Source organism: Gymnodinialimonas sp. 57CJ19 (genome assembly GCF_038396845.1).
Classification (GTDB): domain Bacteria; phylum Pseudomonadota; class Alphaproteobacteria; order Rhodobacterales; family Rhodobacteraceae; genus Gymnodinialimonas.
Map to the genome: position 1 here is coordinate 2,626,220 of NZ_CP151587.1, position 16,535 is coordinate 2,642,754.

Sequence of the window (16,535 nt, forward strand, 5' to 3'; positions counted from 1 at the left end):
ATGCTGACCCTCACCTGTCCTGTCTGCGGCGTGGCCGCCTGCGAAACCGAGCTTGCCCCCGGCGGTGAAGCACATCTGAAGCGCTTCGGGCCTGGCTCGACCGATGACCAGTTCGAAGAATACATGTTCATGCGCCCCAACACCAAGGGCGTGCATTTCGAACGGTGGCGTCACGCGGCCGGTTGCGGAAAATGGTTTCTTGCCGCCCGTGATACCGCCACGTTGGAGGTCTTCGGCACCTATTCCGCGCAGACCCTTGCGCCGCCCGCTGATCTGATCGCCAAAATCCAAAGCAAACGCCCCGGTTGGAGCTTCCCCCAATGAGCACTCGTCTCGAATCCCAAGGCCGCCTGATCGACCGCAACGCTCAGGTGACGTTCACCTTTAACGGTAAGAAAATGCGTGGCCACAAGGGCGATACGCTGGCTTCAGCGCTGCTGGCCAATGGGCAGACGCTGGTGGGCCGGTCCTTCAAGTATCACCGCCCGCGCGGCATCATGACCAGCGGCGCCGAGGAACCAAACGCGCTGGTGAATCTGGGTGAAGGTCATCGCCACGAGCCGAACCAACGCGCCACCACGACCGAGCTGTTTGACGATCTCAGCGCCACGTCCCAGAACCACTGGCCGTCGCTGGAGTTCGACGTGGGCGAGATCAACGGCCTCGTTTCCCGGTTCCTTCCGGCAGGCTTCTATTACAAGACATTCCTGTTCCCCCGCGCCGCGTGGAAGCATGTGTTTGAGCCTTTCATCCGCCAATCCGCTGGCCTTGGCAAAGCGCCGGACCCTGAAACCCGCGACCCTGATACCTATGAATATTTCTACGCCCACAGCGATCTGGTGGTCGCCGGTGGCGGCATCGCCGGGCTGCAAGCCGCGCTTCTGGCGGGCCGCGCCGGGGTTGAGGTTCTGTTGATGGAGCAAAGCGCCCATTGGGGCGGACGTGCGCCCGTTGACGGGGTGGAAGTGGATGGCCTGCCCGCCGACGAGTGGGTGAAGAACGCCGTGGAAGAGCTTGAAACCCTTGAAAATGTAACGCTGCGCCTGCGCTGCATGGTCTCGGGCGTGTACGACCACGGCTATGTGCTGGGGTATGAGCGGTTACGTGATCACACCCCCGGTCAGGATGGCCCGCGCCACCGTCTATGGCGCATCCGGGCAGATCAGATCATCTCGGCCACCGGCGCGTTGGAACGGCCCCTCAGCTTTGCGGGCAACGACAAGCCGGGCGTCATGCTGGCGTCCAGCGTGCGCGATTATCTGGTGAACTACGGCGTGGCCGTGGGTCAGCGGATCGTGGTGGTGACCAATAACGACGATGGTTACCGGACGGCGATCGCTCAGGTTGATGCCGGGTTGGACGTTGCCTGTGTGGTCGACGCACGGGCGCAGGCGAATGGGGAATTGCCCAATAAGGCGCGTGCCTTAGGGGTCAATGTTAAAGTCAATACGGCCATTGCCAAGGTCAAGGGCTTGCGCGGCGTTGTCTCTGTCGCTTTGTGCGCCCAGGACGGCGACGGCTTGGTGACGGAGGAGATCTCCTGCGACGCCGTGGCGATGTCGGGCGGCTGGTCTCCGGTGGTGCACCTTTGGTCTCACTGCGGCGGCAAACTGACTTGGGACGCCGAGAACGCCTTCTTCCGCCCCGACCCCGCACGGCCCCCGTTAAACCAGAACGGCGAGGGTTTCGTGACCTGCGTCGGCAGCGCCGATGGCGCTTTAATGGCGGATGCGACGCTAGAGAATACTTTAGCTAACACTGGCAACGTGCTGCAAACATTTGGAAAATCCGCCGAAGGTGGCAGCGCGGCGAGGAGCGATAGCGAGGAGCCGTTGGCCCCGGTATGGGTCATGCCCCACAGCGCGGGCTACAAGAAACGCTCGAAGATGTGGCTCGATTTCCAGAACGATGTGAAGGTCTCGGACGTGCAACTGGCCGCCCGTGAAGGCTACGAGAGCGTGGAGCACACCAAGCGGTACACCACCCTTGGCATGGCCACAGATCAAGGGAAACTCAGCAACATCAACGGTCTGGCCGTGCTTGCTGATGCGTTGAACGAAGAAATCCCCCGCGTCGGCACCACCACGTTCCGTCCGCCCTACACCCCCATTTCGATGGGTGCGATTGCGGGCGAAGCGCGGGGCGAGATCTTCCAACCCCTACGCCGCACTCCGATGCATGAGTGGCACGAAGCGCAGGGCGCCTACATGGAGCCCGTCGGCGGTTGGCGGCGTCCCTATACCTACCCGCGTACGGGCGAGACGCATGCGCAGTCGGTGATCCGCGAGATCAACGCCACGCGTAACTCGCTGGGGCTGCTGGATGCCTCGACCCTGGGCAAGATCATCGTCAAGGGGCCGGACGCGGGCAAGCTGATGGACATGCTCTACACCAATATGATGAGCAATCTGAAACCGGGCAAATGCCGCTACGGGCTGATGTGCTCGGAAAATGGCTTCCTGATGGATGACGGTGTGGTCGTGCGGCTAGATGAGGATACGTTCCTTTGTCACACAACCTCGGGCGGGGCCGATCATGTTCACGCCCATATGGAGGATTGGTTGCAATGCGAATGGTGGGACTGGGACGTCTACACCGCCAATGTGACCGAGCAGTGGGCGCAGGTGGCCGTTGTTGGCCCGAACGCGCGCAAGCTGTTGCAGAAGATGGGCGCGGATTTCGATTTGTCGGCCGAGGCGCTGCCGTTCATGGGCATGGCCGAGGGGACGCTTGGCGGCTTCACGGTTCGCGTCTTCCGCATCTCGTTCTCGGGCGAGCTATCCTTCGAGATCGCCGTTCCCGCAAGCCAAGGCGCGGCCTTCTGGGAGGCGCTTCATGCGGCGGGCGCGGAGTTCAACTCCACTCCTTACGGCACCGAGGCGCTCCACGTCATGCGGGCCGAGAAGGGCTTCATCATGATCGGGGACGAGACCGACGGCACCGTGATCCCGCAGGATTTGGGGCTCAACTGGGCGATCTCCAAGAAGAAAGAGGATTTCCTCGGCAAGCGTGGCCAACAGCGGACATTCATGACCGACCCCAATCGCTGGAAGCTTGTGGGATTGGAGACGCTGGATGCCTCCGTCCTGCCCGATGGCGCCTATGCGGTGGCCGAGGGCAAGAACGCCAACGGGCAGGCCAATGTGGAAGGGCGCGTCACCTCCACTTATTACTCGCCCACCCTGGATCGGGGCATCGCCATGGGTTTGGTTCTGAACGGGCCGGAACGCATGGGCGAGGTGGTGAATTTGAACAAGGTGGACGGCTCCACTGTTGCGGCGAAAATCGTCAGCCCGGTGTTCTTTGATCCCGAGGGGGAGAAGCAAAATGTCTAATTCTGTCAGCGCATTGCAAGGTGCTTCACATACCGGATTTGCCCATGTCCGGGAGATGGGCCTCTTGGGCATGGTCACCCTGCGGGCCGATCTGTCCGCGCCCGAAACTGCGGCAGCGGTGAAGGCGGCTGTCGGGCTGGACATGCCGACGCAACGCGCGATCACCACAGGGAGCGATCCCGTAAGCGTGGCGTGGATGGCCCCGGATGAGGTGTTGATCATGTGCAAACATGAAGACGCGGACAAGGTCGTGGCCAGCTTGGCGAAAGACATGGGTGACGCCCATCATCTTGCCGTCAACGTGTCAGACGCGCGGGCAGTTTTCACCGTTGAAGCTGCCGACGTGCGCGAAGTATTGGGAAAGCTGACGCCCGCAGACCTCGGCATACTGAAATACGGCGAAGTGCGCAGATCGCGGCTGGCACAGGTTCCGGCGGCGTTCTGGATCAATGATCAGACCCATGCTTGCGTGATCTGCTTCCGGTCCGTCGCTCAATATGCCTTTGATTTGCTGTCGAACGCGGCGGCGGAAGGCAGCGAAGTGGGCTATTACTGAGCCGCGCTCGTTGCCTCCTCGCGCCACGTCGTCGGGCCAGTGGAACCAAGGGCCACACCCGCGCGGGAACCGGAAAGCGCCTTGGCGTACGGCCCAAGGTTGCGGGGTGATTTTGCCGCTATGCGACCTACGCCCCTTGACGGCGGGGGGCTGCACCCTCCATCTGTGCCGTAGTGAATTGCAACCTAACAGGGGGACCAACCATGGCCTTTCAACTTCCAGACCTTCCCTACGCCCACGACGCGCTTGCCGCCCACGGCATGTCCGCCGAGACGCTGGAATACCACCACGACCTGCACCACAACGCCTATGTCACCAACGGTAACAAGGCGATTGAAGGCACGGAGTGGGAGGGCAAATCCCTCGAAGAGATCATCACCGGCACCTACGACGCAAACGCTGTCGCGCAAAACGGTATCTTCAACAACATCAGCCAGTTGTGGAACCACAACCAGTTCTGGGAAATGATGGGGCCGGGCGCGTCCTCCATGCCGTCCGAGCTGGAAAGCGCATTGAATGAGTCCTTTGGCTCGGTCGATGAGTTCAAATCCCAGTTCTCCGCGGCGGGTGCGGGTCAGTTCGGCTCCGGCTGGTGCTGGCTGGTCAAGAACGCCGACGGCTCCTTGGCTGTGACCAAGACCGAAAACGGCGTGAACCCGCTGTGCTTCGGCCAGACAGCGCTGCTTGGCTGCGATGTGTGGGAGCATTCCTACTACATTGATTTCCGCAACAAGCGCCCGGCCTACCTGACCAACTTCCTCGACAATCTGGTCAACTGGGAAAACGTCGCTTCGCGCATGTAATCTGTGGCGAAAGCATCTTTTCGAAAGGCCCGCCCGTCATACGGCGGGCCTTTTTTATGGCACGCGTTGGAACTGTGTGGCGGGCGAAGGCGTTTATTCCTTGAGTGAAACTGATCCGAGGAGGAAACGTCATGGCAGAGCGTCATAGATCGAAAGACGGCCGCAGTGAAACGAAAGAGCTGTTGGGAGACACTCCTGACGCCCCCGATTTTGCAGGACGCAGTGGCGGCAACCTAGCCCGGAAGACGGGCACCAAGGATGAGCTACGCCATTTCACCAATGCCTCTGCCGGGGCAACACGCGTCACCAAATCCGACGAGGACCGGCCCGGCACCGATAACTTGGGTGAAAGGAACAAGTGACATGGCAAATGCCTCTTTAAAACAAACCGATGTCGAGCAGGTCACGCATAATCGTTCCCCTCTTACCCATGGCACGTGGGTGTTGGTGGCCGATGGTGAAAAAGCGCTGTTCCTGCACAATATCACCGATGCCGACGACCCGAACTTGGTGGTCTTCCGCGAGGAGGAGCAAGACAATCCCCCAACGCGGGAACAGGGCACAGACCGGCCGGGGCGATTCAACGATGGCCCTTCGATCCATCGCTCCGCCGTGCAAGATACGGATTGGCATTGGCTGGAAAAGGAACGGTTCGCCAGTGATTTGGCCGATATCCTTTATCTCAAGGCGCATCGGAACGAGTTCGAGCGCTTGATCATTTGTGCGTCGCCTAAAATCCTAGGCGAGTTGCGCAAAGAACTTCATAAAGAGGTTGAAGACCGGGTTGTGGCCGAGGCGGATTTGACGCTGACAAACCACCCGATCGACGAGATCACGAAACGGATCTCTGAGGCCACCACGCCGCCTGCCTGACGCGTCCGTTCAAGCGCGACGCTCGGCCCGCCCGTCAAACGGCGGGCCGTTCTATGCGAGAGCCAGAAGCGCCCGCGCCCGGGCGCGGGCGGCTTCGGACGCCTTTTCCGATCGGGCGATCAGATCGTAGGCATCGGCCTTCCGTCCCGCGTCCAACACGGCGCGGGCGCGGGTGACGCGGGTCCGGCATCCGGTGGCGGCCCATCCGGTACGCTCTTGCAAACGCGCGGTCGCGTCAGCATTCGATAGTGGCCCGTCGAAAATGTCGAAATGCGCGACGAATGCCGCAAAACCTACCGAGTGTAGCGCCCTGAGCATCTCTTCATCGGTCATGGCTGGCTCCCTCCTCAAAACTCAATTTCACGGGGGTTTTATGGCCATGCAGAGTTAACAGATCGTTAAAGAAACCGGGCCAAGTCTCTCAGTCCAGCACAACATCCATGAACACCGGATAATGGTCTGACGGGAAGCCGCCCGCAAAGCGCCCGCGTACCACCCGAGGGGGGCTGACCGGCGTGACGCCGTCGGAATAGCTCAGATGGTCAATCGCCCCATAGAGGTGGAGGCCCCGATAGAAATGGAACGTTGCACCGCGCACCGGGGCCACGGTCAGGGTGCGGGCCAGGGTCTGCACGGGGCGGGTTTGGGTAAAGGAATTCATATCGCCGATCACCATCACCCTTTCTCCGGCGTCCAGCCAAGGGGCGATGGCATGGCCGATCAGCGCAGCAGAGGCGCGGCGGTTGTCCCAACTCGTCACATCAAGATGCACATTCACCACATGCACTACTGCGCCACTGTGGCGGAACGACGCCCAACTGGCGAAGGTCGGGTAAGATCCGGCGCGATACCCGGGCGAGCCGAGGGTGCCGGGCGTGCGGGAGAAGAAAAAATACCCCTGATCCAGCAAAGACACCCGGTCATGGCGGTAGAGGATGGGTTGAATTTGGGGAAAGACCTCGCCCGGACCATGGGCCGCGACACTGTAGGCGGGGTTCTGGGATAGCAGCCAATCAAGGGAAGGGTTGGCCCCGTTCTGGCTGCAACAGGGGAAGGTTCCCACCTCTTGCAGGGCAAAAATATCGGCGTTGATTGACTGAAACGCCGTATTGAGTGGCACTTGCCGGCGCGCCCAATCGGGAAGCGAGGCGATGCCGCGCGGGTTTGACGGGCGGATGTAGTGGACATTCAAGGTGGCCACCCGAAGCGCATCAGGCGGCGGCGCAGGATCGGCGGAGGGGGTGGTGGTGGGCGCACAGGCCAGGGGGCTCAAGCAGACCAGAAGGCAAAGCAATCTGGTGAGGATGCCTGTCATGCGGCCCGCTGGAGCGCGGTCATCAGCCCGGGGACGTCATCTATGGTTTCCACGAACTGCAACAGGCTGGCATCGGCAAAGCCCTGGTCCACCACATGATCCATCATAGCGCGCAGCGGGTCCCAGTAGCCCTTGGTATTCATCAAGAATATCGGCTTGGCGTGCAGGCCCAATTGCCGCCAGGTGAGCACCTCAAAGAACTCATCCAGCGATCCCGCGCCGCCGGGCAGCACCACGACGGCATCGGCGTTCATGAACATCACCTTCTTGCGTTCGTGCATCGTCTCGGTCACGACAGAGGTGGTCAGATCGGTCTTGCCGACCTCCATGTGCATCAAATGGGTGGGAATAACGCCAAAGGTCTCGGCACCGCCAGCCTGCGCCGCACGGGCCACGGCGCCCATCAGCCCCACGTCGCCCGCGCCGTAAACCAGACGCATATTGTGGCGCGCCATCTCTGTGCCCAAGGTCGTGGCCATGGCCTCGTAAGCCGGGTCCTTCCCCATGCGAGAGCCACAATAGACACACAAAGATAGCCGTCTCATCGCAACACCTTGCGCTTTGTTAACCCTTGGGCCCTAATACTGCGCATTGGCTTGGGCCTCAAGCGGGGTAATCCGCAGCAGGCGCAGGGCGTGTTGCAGGGTTTAAAGGGGGAAACCGTGCCAGAGGACATGCAATGAAACTCGCGGCGATGTTCGGAAGCAGCTCCGGTGCTATTGGGGCCACGGTTGTGGGAGCTGTGGTCGTGGTTGCGGGCGCTGTTGGGTTCACCGTATTCAACTCAGGGTCCGAGGCGCCGGATGCGTCGCCGGTCACAGTGGCAGAGCCTGATGCCGAGCCAGTCGCCGCACCCGAACCTGTCGCAGAAATTGCCGCGGCCCAAAGCCCGGAACCCGCCGCCGATCCTACACCCGCCGATCCCGCACCCGTCTTGACGGTGGAGGCCCCGCGTCTTGATCTGCTGCGCGTAAACGCCGATGGCACCGCAGTCATCGCAGGGCGCACCGCGCCGAACCTGAGCATCACGATCTTTTTGGACGGTGAAGGCATCGCGGAAACCACGGCTGATGGCGCGGGAGATTTCGTGGCGATGTTGACGCTCGCACCTTCTGACGCGCCGCGCATGTTGGGGGTCGAAGCCCGCCCGGACGGGGAAGAGCCTATCGCGGGTGTTGAAACGGTCCTTGTCGCGCCCTTTGCCGGCGCAAGCGCGGAAGTGGCCCACGGTCCGGAGATTGATCCTGAAGTTGAGGCGGTGGCCGAAACGATGGTTGCGGCGGTGGCTGACCCATCGGCTGGCCCATTGGCTGACCCGGGCGTTGATCCAGTGGTTGAACCGGTTCCTGAGGAGGTGATCGAACCGGTCGCCGATCCTCTCCTGGCAGAGCCGCACCCCCCCGTTGAACCGCAAGAACCCGAAGCCATCGCGCCGCTTGAGCCGGAACCAACCGCAACACCCGAAGCCCCCGGCGCCTTGGCCACTACGCCCGGTAACCCGACCCCCCCCGCAGTTTCAACAGCGCCCGCCATCGCCGATGCGAGCCCTGTCGCTCCGCGCCCCGTGGCAACTCAGCCCACCCGCGCGGCGGCCCCCGCGGTGGTGATCGCAGGGCCAGAAGGCCTGCGGGTGGTGCAGAACACCGTTGCAGAGCCTGCGGTGCAAACCTCTGTGAGGCTCGATGCGATTTCCTACAATGCCGATGGCGCGGTGATCCTTGCGGGGCGCGGCTCTGCGGCGGCCGATATCCAAGTCTATCTCAACAACCAGCCGATCCATCTGGGAGAGGTCGGTCCCGGCGGCGCATGGTCCTTGCAATTGCCCGATGTGGACCCCGGTACCTATACGCTGGCGGTGGCGGAACTGGCCAATGACGGCACGACCGTCAGCCGGGTCGAGACGCCGTTTCTGCGAGAAGACCCGGAACGGGTCGCCGAGGCGCCGGTGGCCGATGCCGATGGCATCGACCTCATTACTGTGCAGCCCGGTTTCACCCTTTGGGGCATGGCCGAGAACACCTTTGGAGATGGCATCCTTTACGTGCAGATATTCGAGGAAAATCAGGACCAAATCCGTGATCCAAACTGGATTTTCCCCGGCCAGATTTTCCGTCTTCCGACCCTTGGGGCAGAGAATGACGGGAACTGAGCCGCTGGCTCTGGTCTCGGACCTGATCGCACACTAGGTAGAAGGGCACGCCAAGGGATGCCCGCACAATGCCAGCTGACACGACGACTCAATCCGATACCCCTGAAGATACGGCAGAGAAGCCCCAAGCGGCGGCCACCGTAGAGATGGAGGAAGCCGAGCGACGCTCGGGCTGGCGCACGATCCGCAAGGTCGCGCCCTACCTTTGGCCCAAGGACAAGCCTTGGGTGAAGCAGCGTGTCGTCATCTCGTTAATCATGTTGGCGGTGGCCAAGGTCATCGCGGTGGGCACGCCGTTTCTATACAAGGCCGCGGTGGATATGTTGGCCCAAGACGGCTCGGTCAGCCCCGCATGGACGTTGGGGGCAGGGGCCGTGGGCCTGACCATCGCCTACGGCATGGCCCGCGCCTTGACCGTGGGGTTCAACCAATTGCGCGATGCGGTCTTTGCCAAGGTGGCCCAACGGGCGCTTCGGCAATTGGCGCTGGAGACCTTTCAGCACATCCATGCTCTGTCCATGCGCTACCACATCCAGCGCAAGACCGGCGGGTTAAGTCGGATTATCGAACGCGGCGTCAAAGGGGTCGAGTTCCTTTTGCGCTTCCTGTTGTTCTCTATCGGGCCGCTGGTCTTGGAACTGGCCCTGACCGGGATCATTCTGGCGGTGGTGTTCGACGTCAATTACCTGATCGTTCTGGCGGTCACGATTGGTCTCTATATCTGGTTCACCTTCAAGGTGACGGAATGGCGAGTGCGCATCCGCAAGGAGATGAATGACCAGGATACCGACGCCAACCAAAAGGCCATCGACAGCCTTCTGAACTTTGAGACGGTGAAGTATTTCGGCGCAGAGACCCGCGAGGCAGAGCGTTATGACGCCGCCATGGCGGGCTACGAGTCAGCGGCGCTGAAGACCTCGTACTCCTTGGCGTTTTTGAACTTCGGGCAGTCGTTGTTGATCACGGCGGGGCTGGTGATCGTCATGGTGATGGCGGCCCTCGGGGTGCAGGACGGGTCCTTGACCGTGGGCGATTTCGTGATGGTCAACGCCTATATGATCCAGATCACCATGCCGCTGAACTTTCTGGGGACGGTCTATCGGGAAATCCGCCAAGCGCTGGTGGATATGGGCGAGATGTTCAACCTGCTGGAGCAGCCGCAAGAGGTGCGCGATGCCCCGGGGGCGGGGCCGTTGAAAGTAACTGGCGGTAATGTGCGGCTGGAAGGCGTGAAGTTTGGCTATGACGCCGCGCGTCCGATCTTGAAGGGGGTCGATATCGACATCCCTGCGGGGCAAACGGTGGCGGTTGTCGGGTCCAGCGGGTCGGGCAAGTCCACCATCGGGCGGCTGATGTTCCGCTTCTATGACGTCGGCGCGGGGCGGATCACCATTGATGGGCAGGATTTGCGGGATGTCACCCAAGCCTCGGTCCACGGACAGATCGGCGTGGTGCCGCAAGATACGGTGCTGTTCAACGACACGATCTACTACAACATCGCCTATGGCCGCGACGGGGCCAGCCGGGCGGAGGTGGAGCAAGCGGCGAAAGCGGCGGCGATCCACGAGTTTATTCTGTCCCTGCCAGAGGGGTATGACACGCCCGTAGGGGAGCGCGGCTTGAAGCTGTCGGGCGGAGAGAAACAGCGCGTGGGAATTGCGCGGACCTTGCTGAAAGACCCGCCGATCCTTGTGCTGGATGAAGCCACGAGCGCGTTGGACACCGACACGGAGATGGAGATTCAGGCCGAGTTGAAAGCCATGGGCGAGGGCCGCACGGTGTTGACCATTGCGCACCGGCTTTCGACGATCGTGGAAGCGGATCGGATTGTGGTGCTGGAGAAGGGCGAAGTTGTCGAGGAAGGCACCCACGAGGCGCTGTTGCTGCAAGAAGGACGCTACGCGCAATTGTGGAACCGACAGGCGGCGGATGAGGATCTGAACTAGGCCTCGAGGGCGCGCCTTCGGCGCTCAGCGGCGGCCTCCTCGCGGCGCTTCGCGCGCTCCTCGGCGGTGTGATTTGGTGGGGTTCTACGTTTGACGGGCGCTGTGGAAGCGGTTGGCAGGCCGGCCCTGCGGGCCGTTTTTTGGATATTTGAAGAACGAGGAATGAAGGCGTGGTCGCGCCGCCGAGGGCGTATTGCTGTTCGGCGGCGGTTTCTGGTTGCGTTACTCAGCGGCGCGTACGGGCGGCTGGGGGCCGATGTCGCTATCGAGTTCCGTGTCCTCGAAGGGGTCTGGAACTTCGGGGACGTCGGCCGGGGGCGGCGGAACGGGGGCCGCCGGCGGTGCCAGCGGCACGTCATTGGCGGGGGTGGTCTGAGGTTCCGGCTCTGGGATCGGCTCCGTTGGTTCGGATTCTGATGGAGTAACCTCATCAGAGAGGATTTCCTCGGCAGGGGCATCATCCCAGTAGATCACCGGATCACGGGTGCGGCGGGCGTTGCGTTGCAGGCTCCAGTCTTGGGCACGGGTGCTCAGCCTGCGCGCCCCCACGAGGGCAAGGCCCCGGAAGCTGCCGCCAAGGATGGTCCAGAACCAGACGCGAAGCGCCAGAAGCGACGGGGTGAACACGAGGGTGAGCACGGTCGCGATACCCAGGCCAAAGACGACCGCCGTTGCCAGTTGTTTCCACCAAAGGGCGGTGGGGCTATTGACGGTGTAGCCGCCGGCGCCGAAGTCCAGCGAGATGCCGTACATCATTGGGGCGAGGCCTGCCATTGTGGTGATTGTGGTAAGCAAGACCGGGCGGATGCGGGCCTCGGCGGTGCGCACGATGGCTTCGAGTTTGGGCATATACCGGGCGTATTCCTGATAGGTGTCGATCAGAACGATGTTGTTGTTCACCACGATGCCCGCCAGTGCCACGATCCCAGTGCCGGTCATGATGATGGAGAAGGTCTGATCCATAACCAGCATCCCAATCAGCACGCCCGTGGTGGACAAGACCACCGCCAGAAGGACCAGGACGGAATTGTAGATGGAGTTGAACTGCGCCAGCAGGATGATGAACATCAGGCCCAGGGCGGCGGCAAAGGCGGACGAAAGGAAGGCTTGGGATTCTTCCTGCTCCTCCTGGTCGCCTGCCCATTCCCAAGACACAGAGGCGGGCAGGGGATTTTCGGCCTCCAGCCAGGCGGTGATTTCTTGGATACGCTCATTGGCGTTGACCGGTGTGGTCGTCAGGCTTGCATCGGCAAGTCCTTCGTCGATATCGACGGCGGTCGCGCCATCATAAGCGCTGAAGATCTGATACTCGGTGTCATCGATGGTGAGATCGGCCGTGCCGCCGGTAGCAATCTCGGCCACGTCGCGCAGGATGGCGATTGTCTCGCCCTCGGTATCAGTGACGCTGACAAGGCCCGACAGGACATCGGCCTTCACCATGAAGAACCGCGACTGGTCGATACGTTCGATCGTGGCCAGTTGCGGTGCAGGCGCGTAGGAGACGAAGTTGGACAGCGGGATCAGCCCATCGGGGGTGCGCACGCGCAGGCTGTCGAGGGTGGAAAGCACCCGGGCCTCTTCAGGGAAGCGCACGCGGATGTCGATTTCCTCGTCCGAGGTGGGGACGCGCATTGTGTCCAGCAAGATGCCACGGGTGACCAGTTGCACCATGGCGCCCACGGTTTGAACATCGGCACCGAACCGGCCTGCGGCTTCGACATCGACGTTGATCTGCCAGTCGATGCCGGGCAGGGGCAGGGTGTCTTCCACCAAGGTCAGCCCGTCGAGGTTCTCGTAGTAGGTGCGCACGATACGGGTGGCTTCCTGAAGTTCTTCCCAATTGTCGCCGGACAAGCGAAGCGAGATCGGCTTGCCTGCCGCCGGACCATTGGCGACCGAGAAGATCTCGGTCTGGAAACCGGGAAGGCGGTCCAGGCGGGTTTGCAATTGCTCCAGGATCAGATCGCCGCCGGGGCGGGTGCCCCAGGGTTCAAGGTCGATCTGGACCTGACCCACGGTGTCGGCGGGCGCGGCCGCACCGCCGGTGTTGTTGTTCAATCCGCCCGAGCCGGAGAAGGCGAAGACATCTCGGACGCCTTCCTGGCTCAGCACGATTTCTTCGACTTGGCGGACCATGGCGTCTTGTTCATCCACGCTCAGGTTACCCCGGGCGCGGACGTAGACGATGGCGGTTTCAGGCTCGGTGGTGACGAAGAATTCGACCCCGCGGCTGTTGGCGCCGAAGTAGGTGAACACGCTGACGACAAAGACGCTGACGGCGGCGATGGAGACCAGAGGCATGACCGGGTTGCCGGTCAGGAAATGGATGATCCAGCCGAACCAGCTGCGGCGGTAGCCCGAGGTGACTTTCTTTTCGCGACGCGGGATCTGGATGGAGGACACGAGCACCGACATGACCACGCAAATGCCGACGAAGACCGCGCCGCTGATTGCCATTTGCATCAGGGGGGAAAGCCCGGCGGGCAGGGTGAACAACACCCCGTTGCGCACCACTTGCAGGGCCGACAGGAACATCACATAGGCCATGCCGATGGTGACAATCAGGCGCAGAAGGTACCAAGGCAACGCGCCCTTGACGGCTTGCGCCGTGGTGTCGATCAACCGGCTGAAACGGGCCGCGACACCGCCCAGAACCGGCAGGTAGATCAGCGCCACGATCAGCGAGGCCGACAGCACGAAGATCAGCGTCACGGGCAACATGCCCATGAATTCACCGGGTACGCCGGGCCAGAACAGCATCGGCAGGAAGGCACAAAGCGTCGTCGCGGTCGAAGACACGATGGGCCAGAACATGCGCTTGGCCGCATCGGCGTAGGCCTGCATCGGGCGGGCGCCTTCGGCCAAGCGCCTGTCGGCGTATTCCACCACGACAATCGCGCCATCCACCAACATGCCTACGGCAAGGATCAGACCGAACATCACGATATTGGAAATGGTGATGCCCATGATTCCCAGAAGGATGAAGCACAACAAGAACGATGTGGGGATCGCAAAGCCCACCAGCAGCGCAGAACGGGTGCCGAGGGCTGCCAGCACCACGATCATCACCAGCGCAATCGCCGTCAGGACCGAGCCTTCAAGCTGGCGCACCATGCCGTCCACCTGCACCGATTGGTCCAGGGTGGTTTCCACATGGACCGATGCGCGAAGCTCCTCTGGCCAGGTGGCCTCTACGGCGGCGACGGTTTCGCGGATCAGGGCGACGGTGTCGATGATGTTGAAGCCCTGGCGTTTGACCACCTGCAAAGCGATGGTGGTTTCGCCGTTGAACCGGGCGGTGCCGTCGCGGTCTTGGTAGGTCAGGCGAATGTCGGCCAGCTCGCCCAGGGTCACGACCCTGTCGCCGTTGACCGAGATGGCAAGGTTGTAGACATCTTGGGCGTTGTCGAAACTGGCGGGGATCGTCACCGAGATTGAGCCGCTTTCTGTCGTGACTTCGCCCGCTGCGATCAGTTGGTTGTTGCCTTGGACCGCGTTAATCAGGTCGGCGGCGGTCACGTCGTAGGCTTCCAGCGCCAGGGGATCGACGATGACCTCCAGCATCTCGTCCCGGGCACCGGCGATCCCGGCGGAGAGGATTGGCGACAGCGCCTCCAGTTCGGTCTGCATCTCGTTGGCGAGACGGATCAAGGTCCGCTCGGGCGCCGAGCCGGACATGGCCACGACCATGATCGGGAATTCAGAGAAGTTAATCTCGTTAATCGAGTAGCTTTCGGCCCCTTCGGGGAACTGCACCTCGGCGCGGCCCATGGCGTCGCGCACGTCGGCGATGGTTTCGCCCTTGTCCCAGCCGAACTCGAACTCAAGGAAGATCCCTGCGTAGCCTTCGGCGGCAGTGGCGTTGATCGTCAACAAGCCGTCGAGGTCTTGGAACTCGGCCTCCATCGGGCGCACCAGTAGGCGTTCGCTATCGAGGGCCGAGATACCGGGGAAGGGCACCGACACGAAGAGGCCGGGGATATCAATATCCGGCTCACCTTCTTTTGGCAGGCCCACATAGGCGGCGGTGCCAGCGGCAAGGGAAAGGACCACAAAGGCGATGACCATGCGCGCGCGTTGGGCGGCCCAGTCAATCACACCCGTCATTGAGTCAACTCCTCAAACGTGGTGGCGACTTCGACACCGGCGGTCACGAATTCCTGCCCCACAACGATCACATCGGCGGTGTCCGGCAGGCCCGACAACAGCACCCCGCGAGCGGTGTCGCGGATCAGTTGCACCTCGATGAACTGGACGACGCCATCTTCCACGGTGCGCACCCCGAGAACCCCCTCGTCATTCAGGGTCAGGCTGGAGGCGGGCAGCAGATGCGATGGCGCGCCCTCGGTCTGGATCAGGATGTTGGCGGTCTGGCCGTCGCGGATTGTCAGCGCCGAGTTTGGCACGGTGATCTCCACCCGGAAGGTGCGTGTGCGTTCATCGGCGGAGCGTGACAGGAACGTCACTTCACCCTGCACTTGCTGGCCGCTGGCCAGCTCCGCGCCTGCGGTTGCCCCCACCTGGATGCGGTCCACTTGCGCTTCGGGCACGAAGCCCACCAGTTTGATCGGGTCCAACTGGATGATCGTGGCACAGATCGTGCCGGGCTGCATCAGTGTTCCAAGCTCGGCCGTGTCGGTTTCCAACAGGCCCGAAAACGGGGCGTGGATCGTCAGCATGGTGATCGCTTCTTCGGCTCGGGTCACGGCGGCCTCTGCGGCGCGAACCCCTGCAAGGGCCGATTGCACGCTGGCCTGCGCCGCTTGAACGCCCGCTTGCGCCCCTTGCACCTGTGCCATGGCGCTTTCAACGCCGGCCTCTGCGGCGGCAACCCCTGCGGTGGCCGAGGCGGCGCGGGTGTCCGAGCCGAAGCCGGATTCCGCCAGTCGCGTGGCGGCGTTGCCGTCGATCTGGGCCGATGTCAGCTGCGCCTGCGCCTGTGCCAGCATGGCGCGGGCTTCCGGTAGACGGGCCTCTGCCTCCGGAATGCGGGCCTCGGCCTCGGGGACACGAGCCTGCGCCTCGCCAAGGCGGGCTTGGGCTTCTTCCAACGCGGTGCCGGATGTGCCGGGATCAATCTCGCACATCACTTGGCCTTCTTCCACGAAAGCGCCCGCCCGAATGGGAGTAGAGATGATGCGCCCCGATGTCTCGGACGCCACATCGACCAAACGCAAGGCTTCGGTCCGGCCCCGCAACACCACGGCATTCTCGGTGATCTGCGCCTCGGACCGGCGCACAACCACGCTGATCAGGCCCTCGTCCGTGTCCGAGATGTCGGCCTCATCCGCGTCCAGCGGCGTGATATCTGTCGGCACATTGTTGGGTTCTGGAATAATGTCGCCCGCCGTCGAGACGAATCCATCGGCAAAATCAACCAAAGTTTGGCGGTCCAGAATGGCAAAATACAAGACCACGCACACAATCGCCGCGGTCAGCATCGGGAACAACTTCATCCAAGAACCTCTCTGGTCCGACCCTAAATTTCCGTCGAAGGGGCGCGTATCGTGTCATGCAGGTTCAAAGTGCTAAACCGACCAGTTCAGTTTACGACCTGT

At 62.2% G+C, this 16,535-nt stretch carries 13 protein-coding genes; 8 read left to right on the plus strand and 5 right to left on the minus strand.

Going from position 1 to position 16,535, the window contains the following annotated elements; genetic code table 11:
• The 6 genes from AADW23_RS12935 (at nt 1) to AADW23_RS12960 (ending at nt 5,567) form a co-directional block, all read left to right on the plus strand.
• A complete protein-coding gene (locus AADW23_RS12935) occupies nt 1–324 on the plus strand; it encodes a sarcosine oxidase subunit delta (RefSeq protein ID WP_341861358.1) in 324 nt (107 codons plus the stop codon).
• Entirely contained in the window at nt 321–3,335 is a 3,015-nt protein-coding gene (locus tag AADW23_RS12940; protein WP_341861359.1) for a sarcosine oxidase subunit alpha family protein, read from the plus strand. Before AADW23_RS12935 ends, AADW23_RS12940 begins: the two co-directional genes overlap by 4 nt.
• Nucleotides 3,328–3,891 carry a sarcosine oxidase subunit gamma family protein gene (locus tag AADW23_RS12945; RefSeq protein ID WP_341861360.1) on the plus strand — a complete coding sequence of 188 codons (564 nt, stop codon included), beginning with the start codon at nt 3,328–3,330 and terminating at the stop codon, nt 3,889–3,891. Before AADW23_RS12940 ends, AADW23_RS12945 begins: the two co-directional genes overlap by 8 nt.
• Before the next feature lie 203 nt (nt 3,892–4,094).
• Nucleotides 4,095–4,694, plus strand: a complete 600-nt coding sequence (locus tag AADW23_RS12950) for a superoxide dismutase (protein WP_341861361.1) — start codon at nt 4,095–4,097, stop codon at nt 4,692–4,694.
• Between the two features lie 131 nt (nt 4,695–4,825).
• The gene (locus AADW23_RS12955) at nt 4,826–5,056 is read left to right on the plus strand and encodes a hypothetical protein (protein ID WP_341861362.1); all 231 of its coding nucleotides are present in this window, start codon (nt 4,826–4,828) and stop codon (nt 5,054–5,056) included.
• Nucleotide 5,057: 1 nt separating this feature from the next.
• Nucleotides 5,058–5,567, plus strand: coding sequence for a host attachment family protein (locus tag AADW23_RS12960; RefSeq protein ID WP_341861363.1), 510 nt, complete (start codon nt 5,058–5,060; stop codon nt 5,565–5,567).
• A gap of 51 nt (nt 5,568–5,618) precedes the next feature.
• Here AADW23_RS12960 and AADW23_RS12965 read toward each other — a convergent pair whose 3' ends face one another.
• The 3 genes from AADW23_RS12965 to AADW23_RS12975 form a co-directional block, all read right to left on the minus strand.
• The gene (locus tag AADW23_RS12965; RefSeq protein WP_341861364.1) at nt 5,619–5,900 is read right to left on the minus strand and encodes a hypothetical protein; all 282 of its coding nucleotides are present in this window, start codon (nt 5,898–5,900) and stop codon (nt 5,619–5,621) included.
• A gap of 88 nt (nt 5,901–5,988) precedes the next feature.
• Nucleotides 5,989–6,882 (minus strand): endonuclease, encoded by an 894-nt coding sequence (locus tag AADW23_RS12970; RefSeq protein WP_341861365.1) that lies wholly within the window; start codon nt 6,880–6,882, stop codon nt 5,989–5,991.
• Nucleotides 6,879–7,427: a TIGR00730 family Rossman fold protein gene (locus tag AADW23_RS12975; protein ID WP_341861366.1), complete on the minus strand. Its 549-nt coding sequence runs from the start codon at nt 7,425–7,427 to the stop codon at nt 6,879–6,881. The genes AADW23_RS12970 and AADW23_RS12975 overlap by 4 nt, the downstream gene beginning before the upstream one ends.
• Nucleotides 7,428–7,561: 134 nt before the next feature.
• Between AADW23_RS12975 and AADW23_RS12980 the strand changes: the two genes are divergently transcribed.
• Together AADW23_RS12980 and AADW23_RS12985 are read left to right on the plus strand one after the other, a co-directional pair.
• A complete protein-coding gene (locus AADW23_RS12980) occupies nt 7,562–9,031 on the plus strand; it encodes a hypothetical protein (RefSeq protein ID WP_341861367.1) in 1,470 nt (489 codons plus the stop codon).
• Between the two features lie 146 nt (nt 9,032–9,177).
• Nucleotides 9,178–10,977 (plus strand): ABC transporter ATP-binding protein/permease, encoded by a 1,800-nt coding sequence (locus AADW23_RS12985; protein ID WP_341864329.1) that lies wholly within the window; start codon nt 9,178–9,180, stop codon nt 10,975–10,977.
• A gap of 222 nt (nt 10,978–11,199) precedes the next feature.
• Here the strand turns inward: AADW23_RS12985 and AADW23_RS12990 are convergent, their stop codons facing one another.
• Nucleotides 11,200–15,084: an efflux RND transporter permease subunit gene (locus tag AADW23_RS12990; protein ID WP_341861368.1), complete on the minus strand. Its 3,885-nt coding sequence runs from the start codon at nt 15,082–15,084 to the stop codon at nt 11,200–11,202.
• Nucleotides 15,081–16,433, minus strand: a complete 1,353-nt coding sequence (locus AADW23_RS12995) for an efflux RND transporter periplasmic adaptor subunit (RefSeq protein WP_341861369.1) — start codon at nt 16,431–16,433, stop codon at nt 15,081–15,083. The genes AADW23_RS12990 and AADW23_RS12995 overlap by 4 nt, the downstream gene beginning before the upstream one ends.
• Between the last annotated feature and the right edge of the window lie 102 nt (nt 16,434–16,535).

What these genes read in the sequence shown, in the direction of transcription:
- AADW23_RS12935 (WP_341861358.1), top strand. Translation starts at nt 1, where the DNA reads ATGCTGACCCTCACCTGTCCTGTCTGCGGCGTGGCCGCCTGCGAAACC.
- AADW23_RS12940 (WP_341861359.1), top strand. Translation starts at nt 321, where the DNA reads ATGAGCACTCGTCTCGAATCCCAAGGCCGCCTGATCGACCGCAACGCT.
- AADW23_RS12945 (WP_341861360.1), top strand. Translation starts at nt 3,328, where the DNA reads ATGTCTAATTCTGTCAGCGCATTGCAAGGTGCTTCACATACCGGATTT.
- AADW23_RS12950 (WP_341861361.1), top strand. Translation starts at nt 4,095, where the DNA reads ATGGCCTTTCAACTTCCAGACCTTCCCTACGCCCACGACGCGCTTGCC.
- AADW23_RS12955 (WP_341861362.1), top strand. Translation starts at nt 4,826, where the DNA reads ATGGCAGAGCGTCATAGATCGAAAGACGGCCGCAGTGAAACGAAAGAG.
- AADW23_RS12960 (WP_341861363.1), top strand. Translation starts at nt 5,058, where the DNA reads ATGGCAAATGCCTCTTTAAAACAAACCGATGTCGAGCAGGTCACGCAT.
- AADW23_RS12965 (WP_341861364.1), bottom strand. Translation starts at nt 5,900, where the DNA reads ATGACCGATGAAGAGATGCTCAGGGCGCTACACTCGGTAGGTTTTGCG.
- AADW23_RS12970 (WP_341861365.1), bottom strand. Translation starts at nt 6,882, where the DNA reads ATGACAGGCATCCTCACCAGATTGCTTTGCCTTCTGGTCTGCTTGAGC.
- AADW23_RS12975 (WP_341861366.1), bottom strand. Translation starts at nt 7,427, where the DNA reads ATGAGACGGCTATCTTTGTGTGTCTATTGTGGCTCTCGCATGGGGAAG.
- AADW23_RS12980 (WP_341861367.1), top strand. Translation starts at nt 7,562, where the DNA reads ATGAAACTCGCGGCGATGTTCGGAAGCAGCTCCGGTGCTATTGGGGCC.
- AADW23_RS12985 (WP_341864329.1), top strand. Translation starts at nt 9,178, where the DNA reads ATGGAGGAAGCCGAGCGACGCTCGGGCTGGCGCACGATCCGCAAGGTC.
- AADW23_RS12990 (WP_341861368.1), bottom strand. Translation starts at nt 15,084, where the DNA reads ATGACGGGTGTGATTGACTGGGCCGCCCAACGCGCGCGCATGGTCATC.
- AADW23_RS12995 (WP_341861369.1), bottom strand. Translation starts at nt 16,433, where the DNA reads ATGAAGTTGTTCCCGATGCTGACCGCGGCGATTGTGTGCGTGGTCTTG.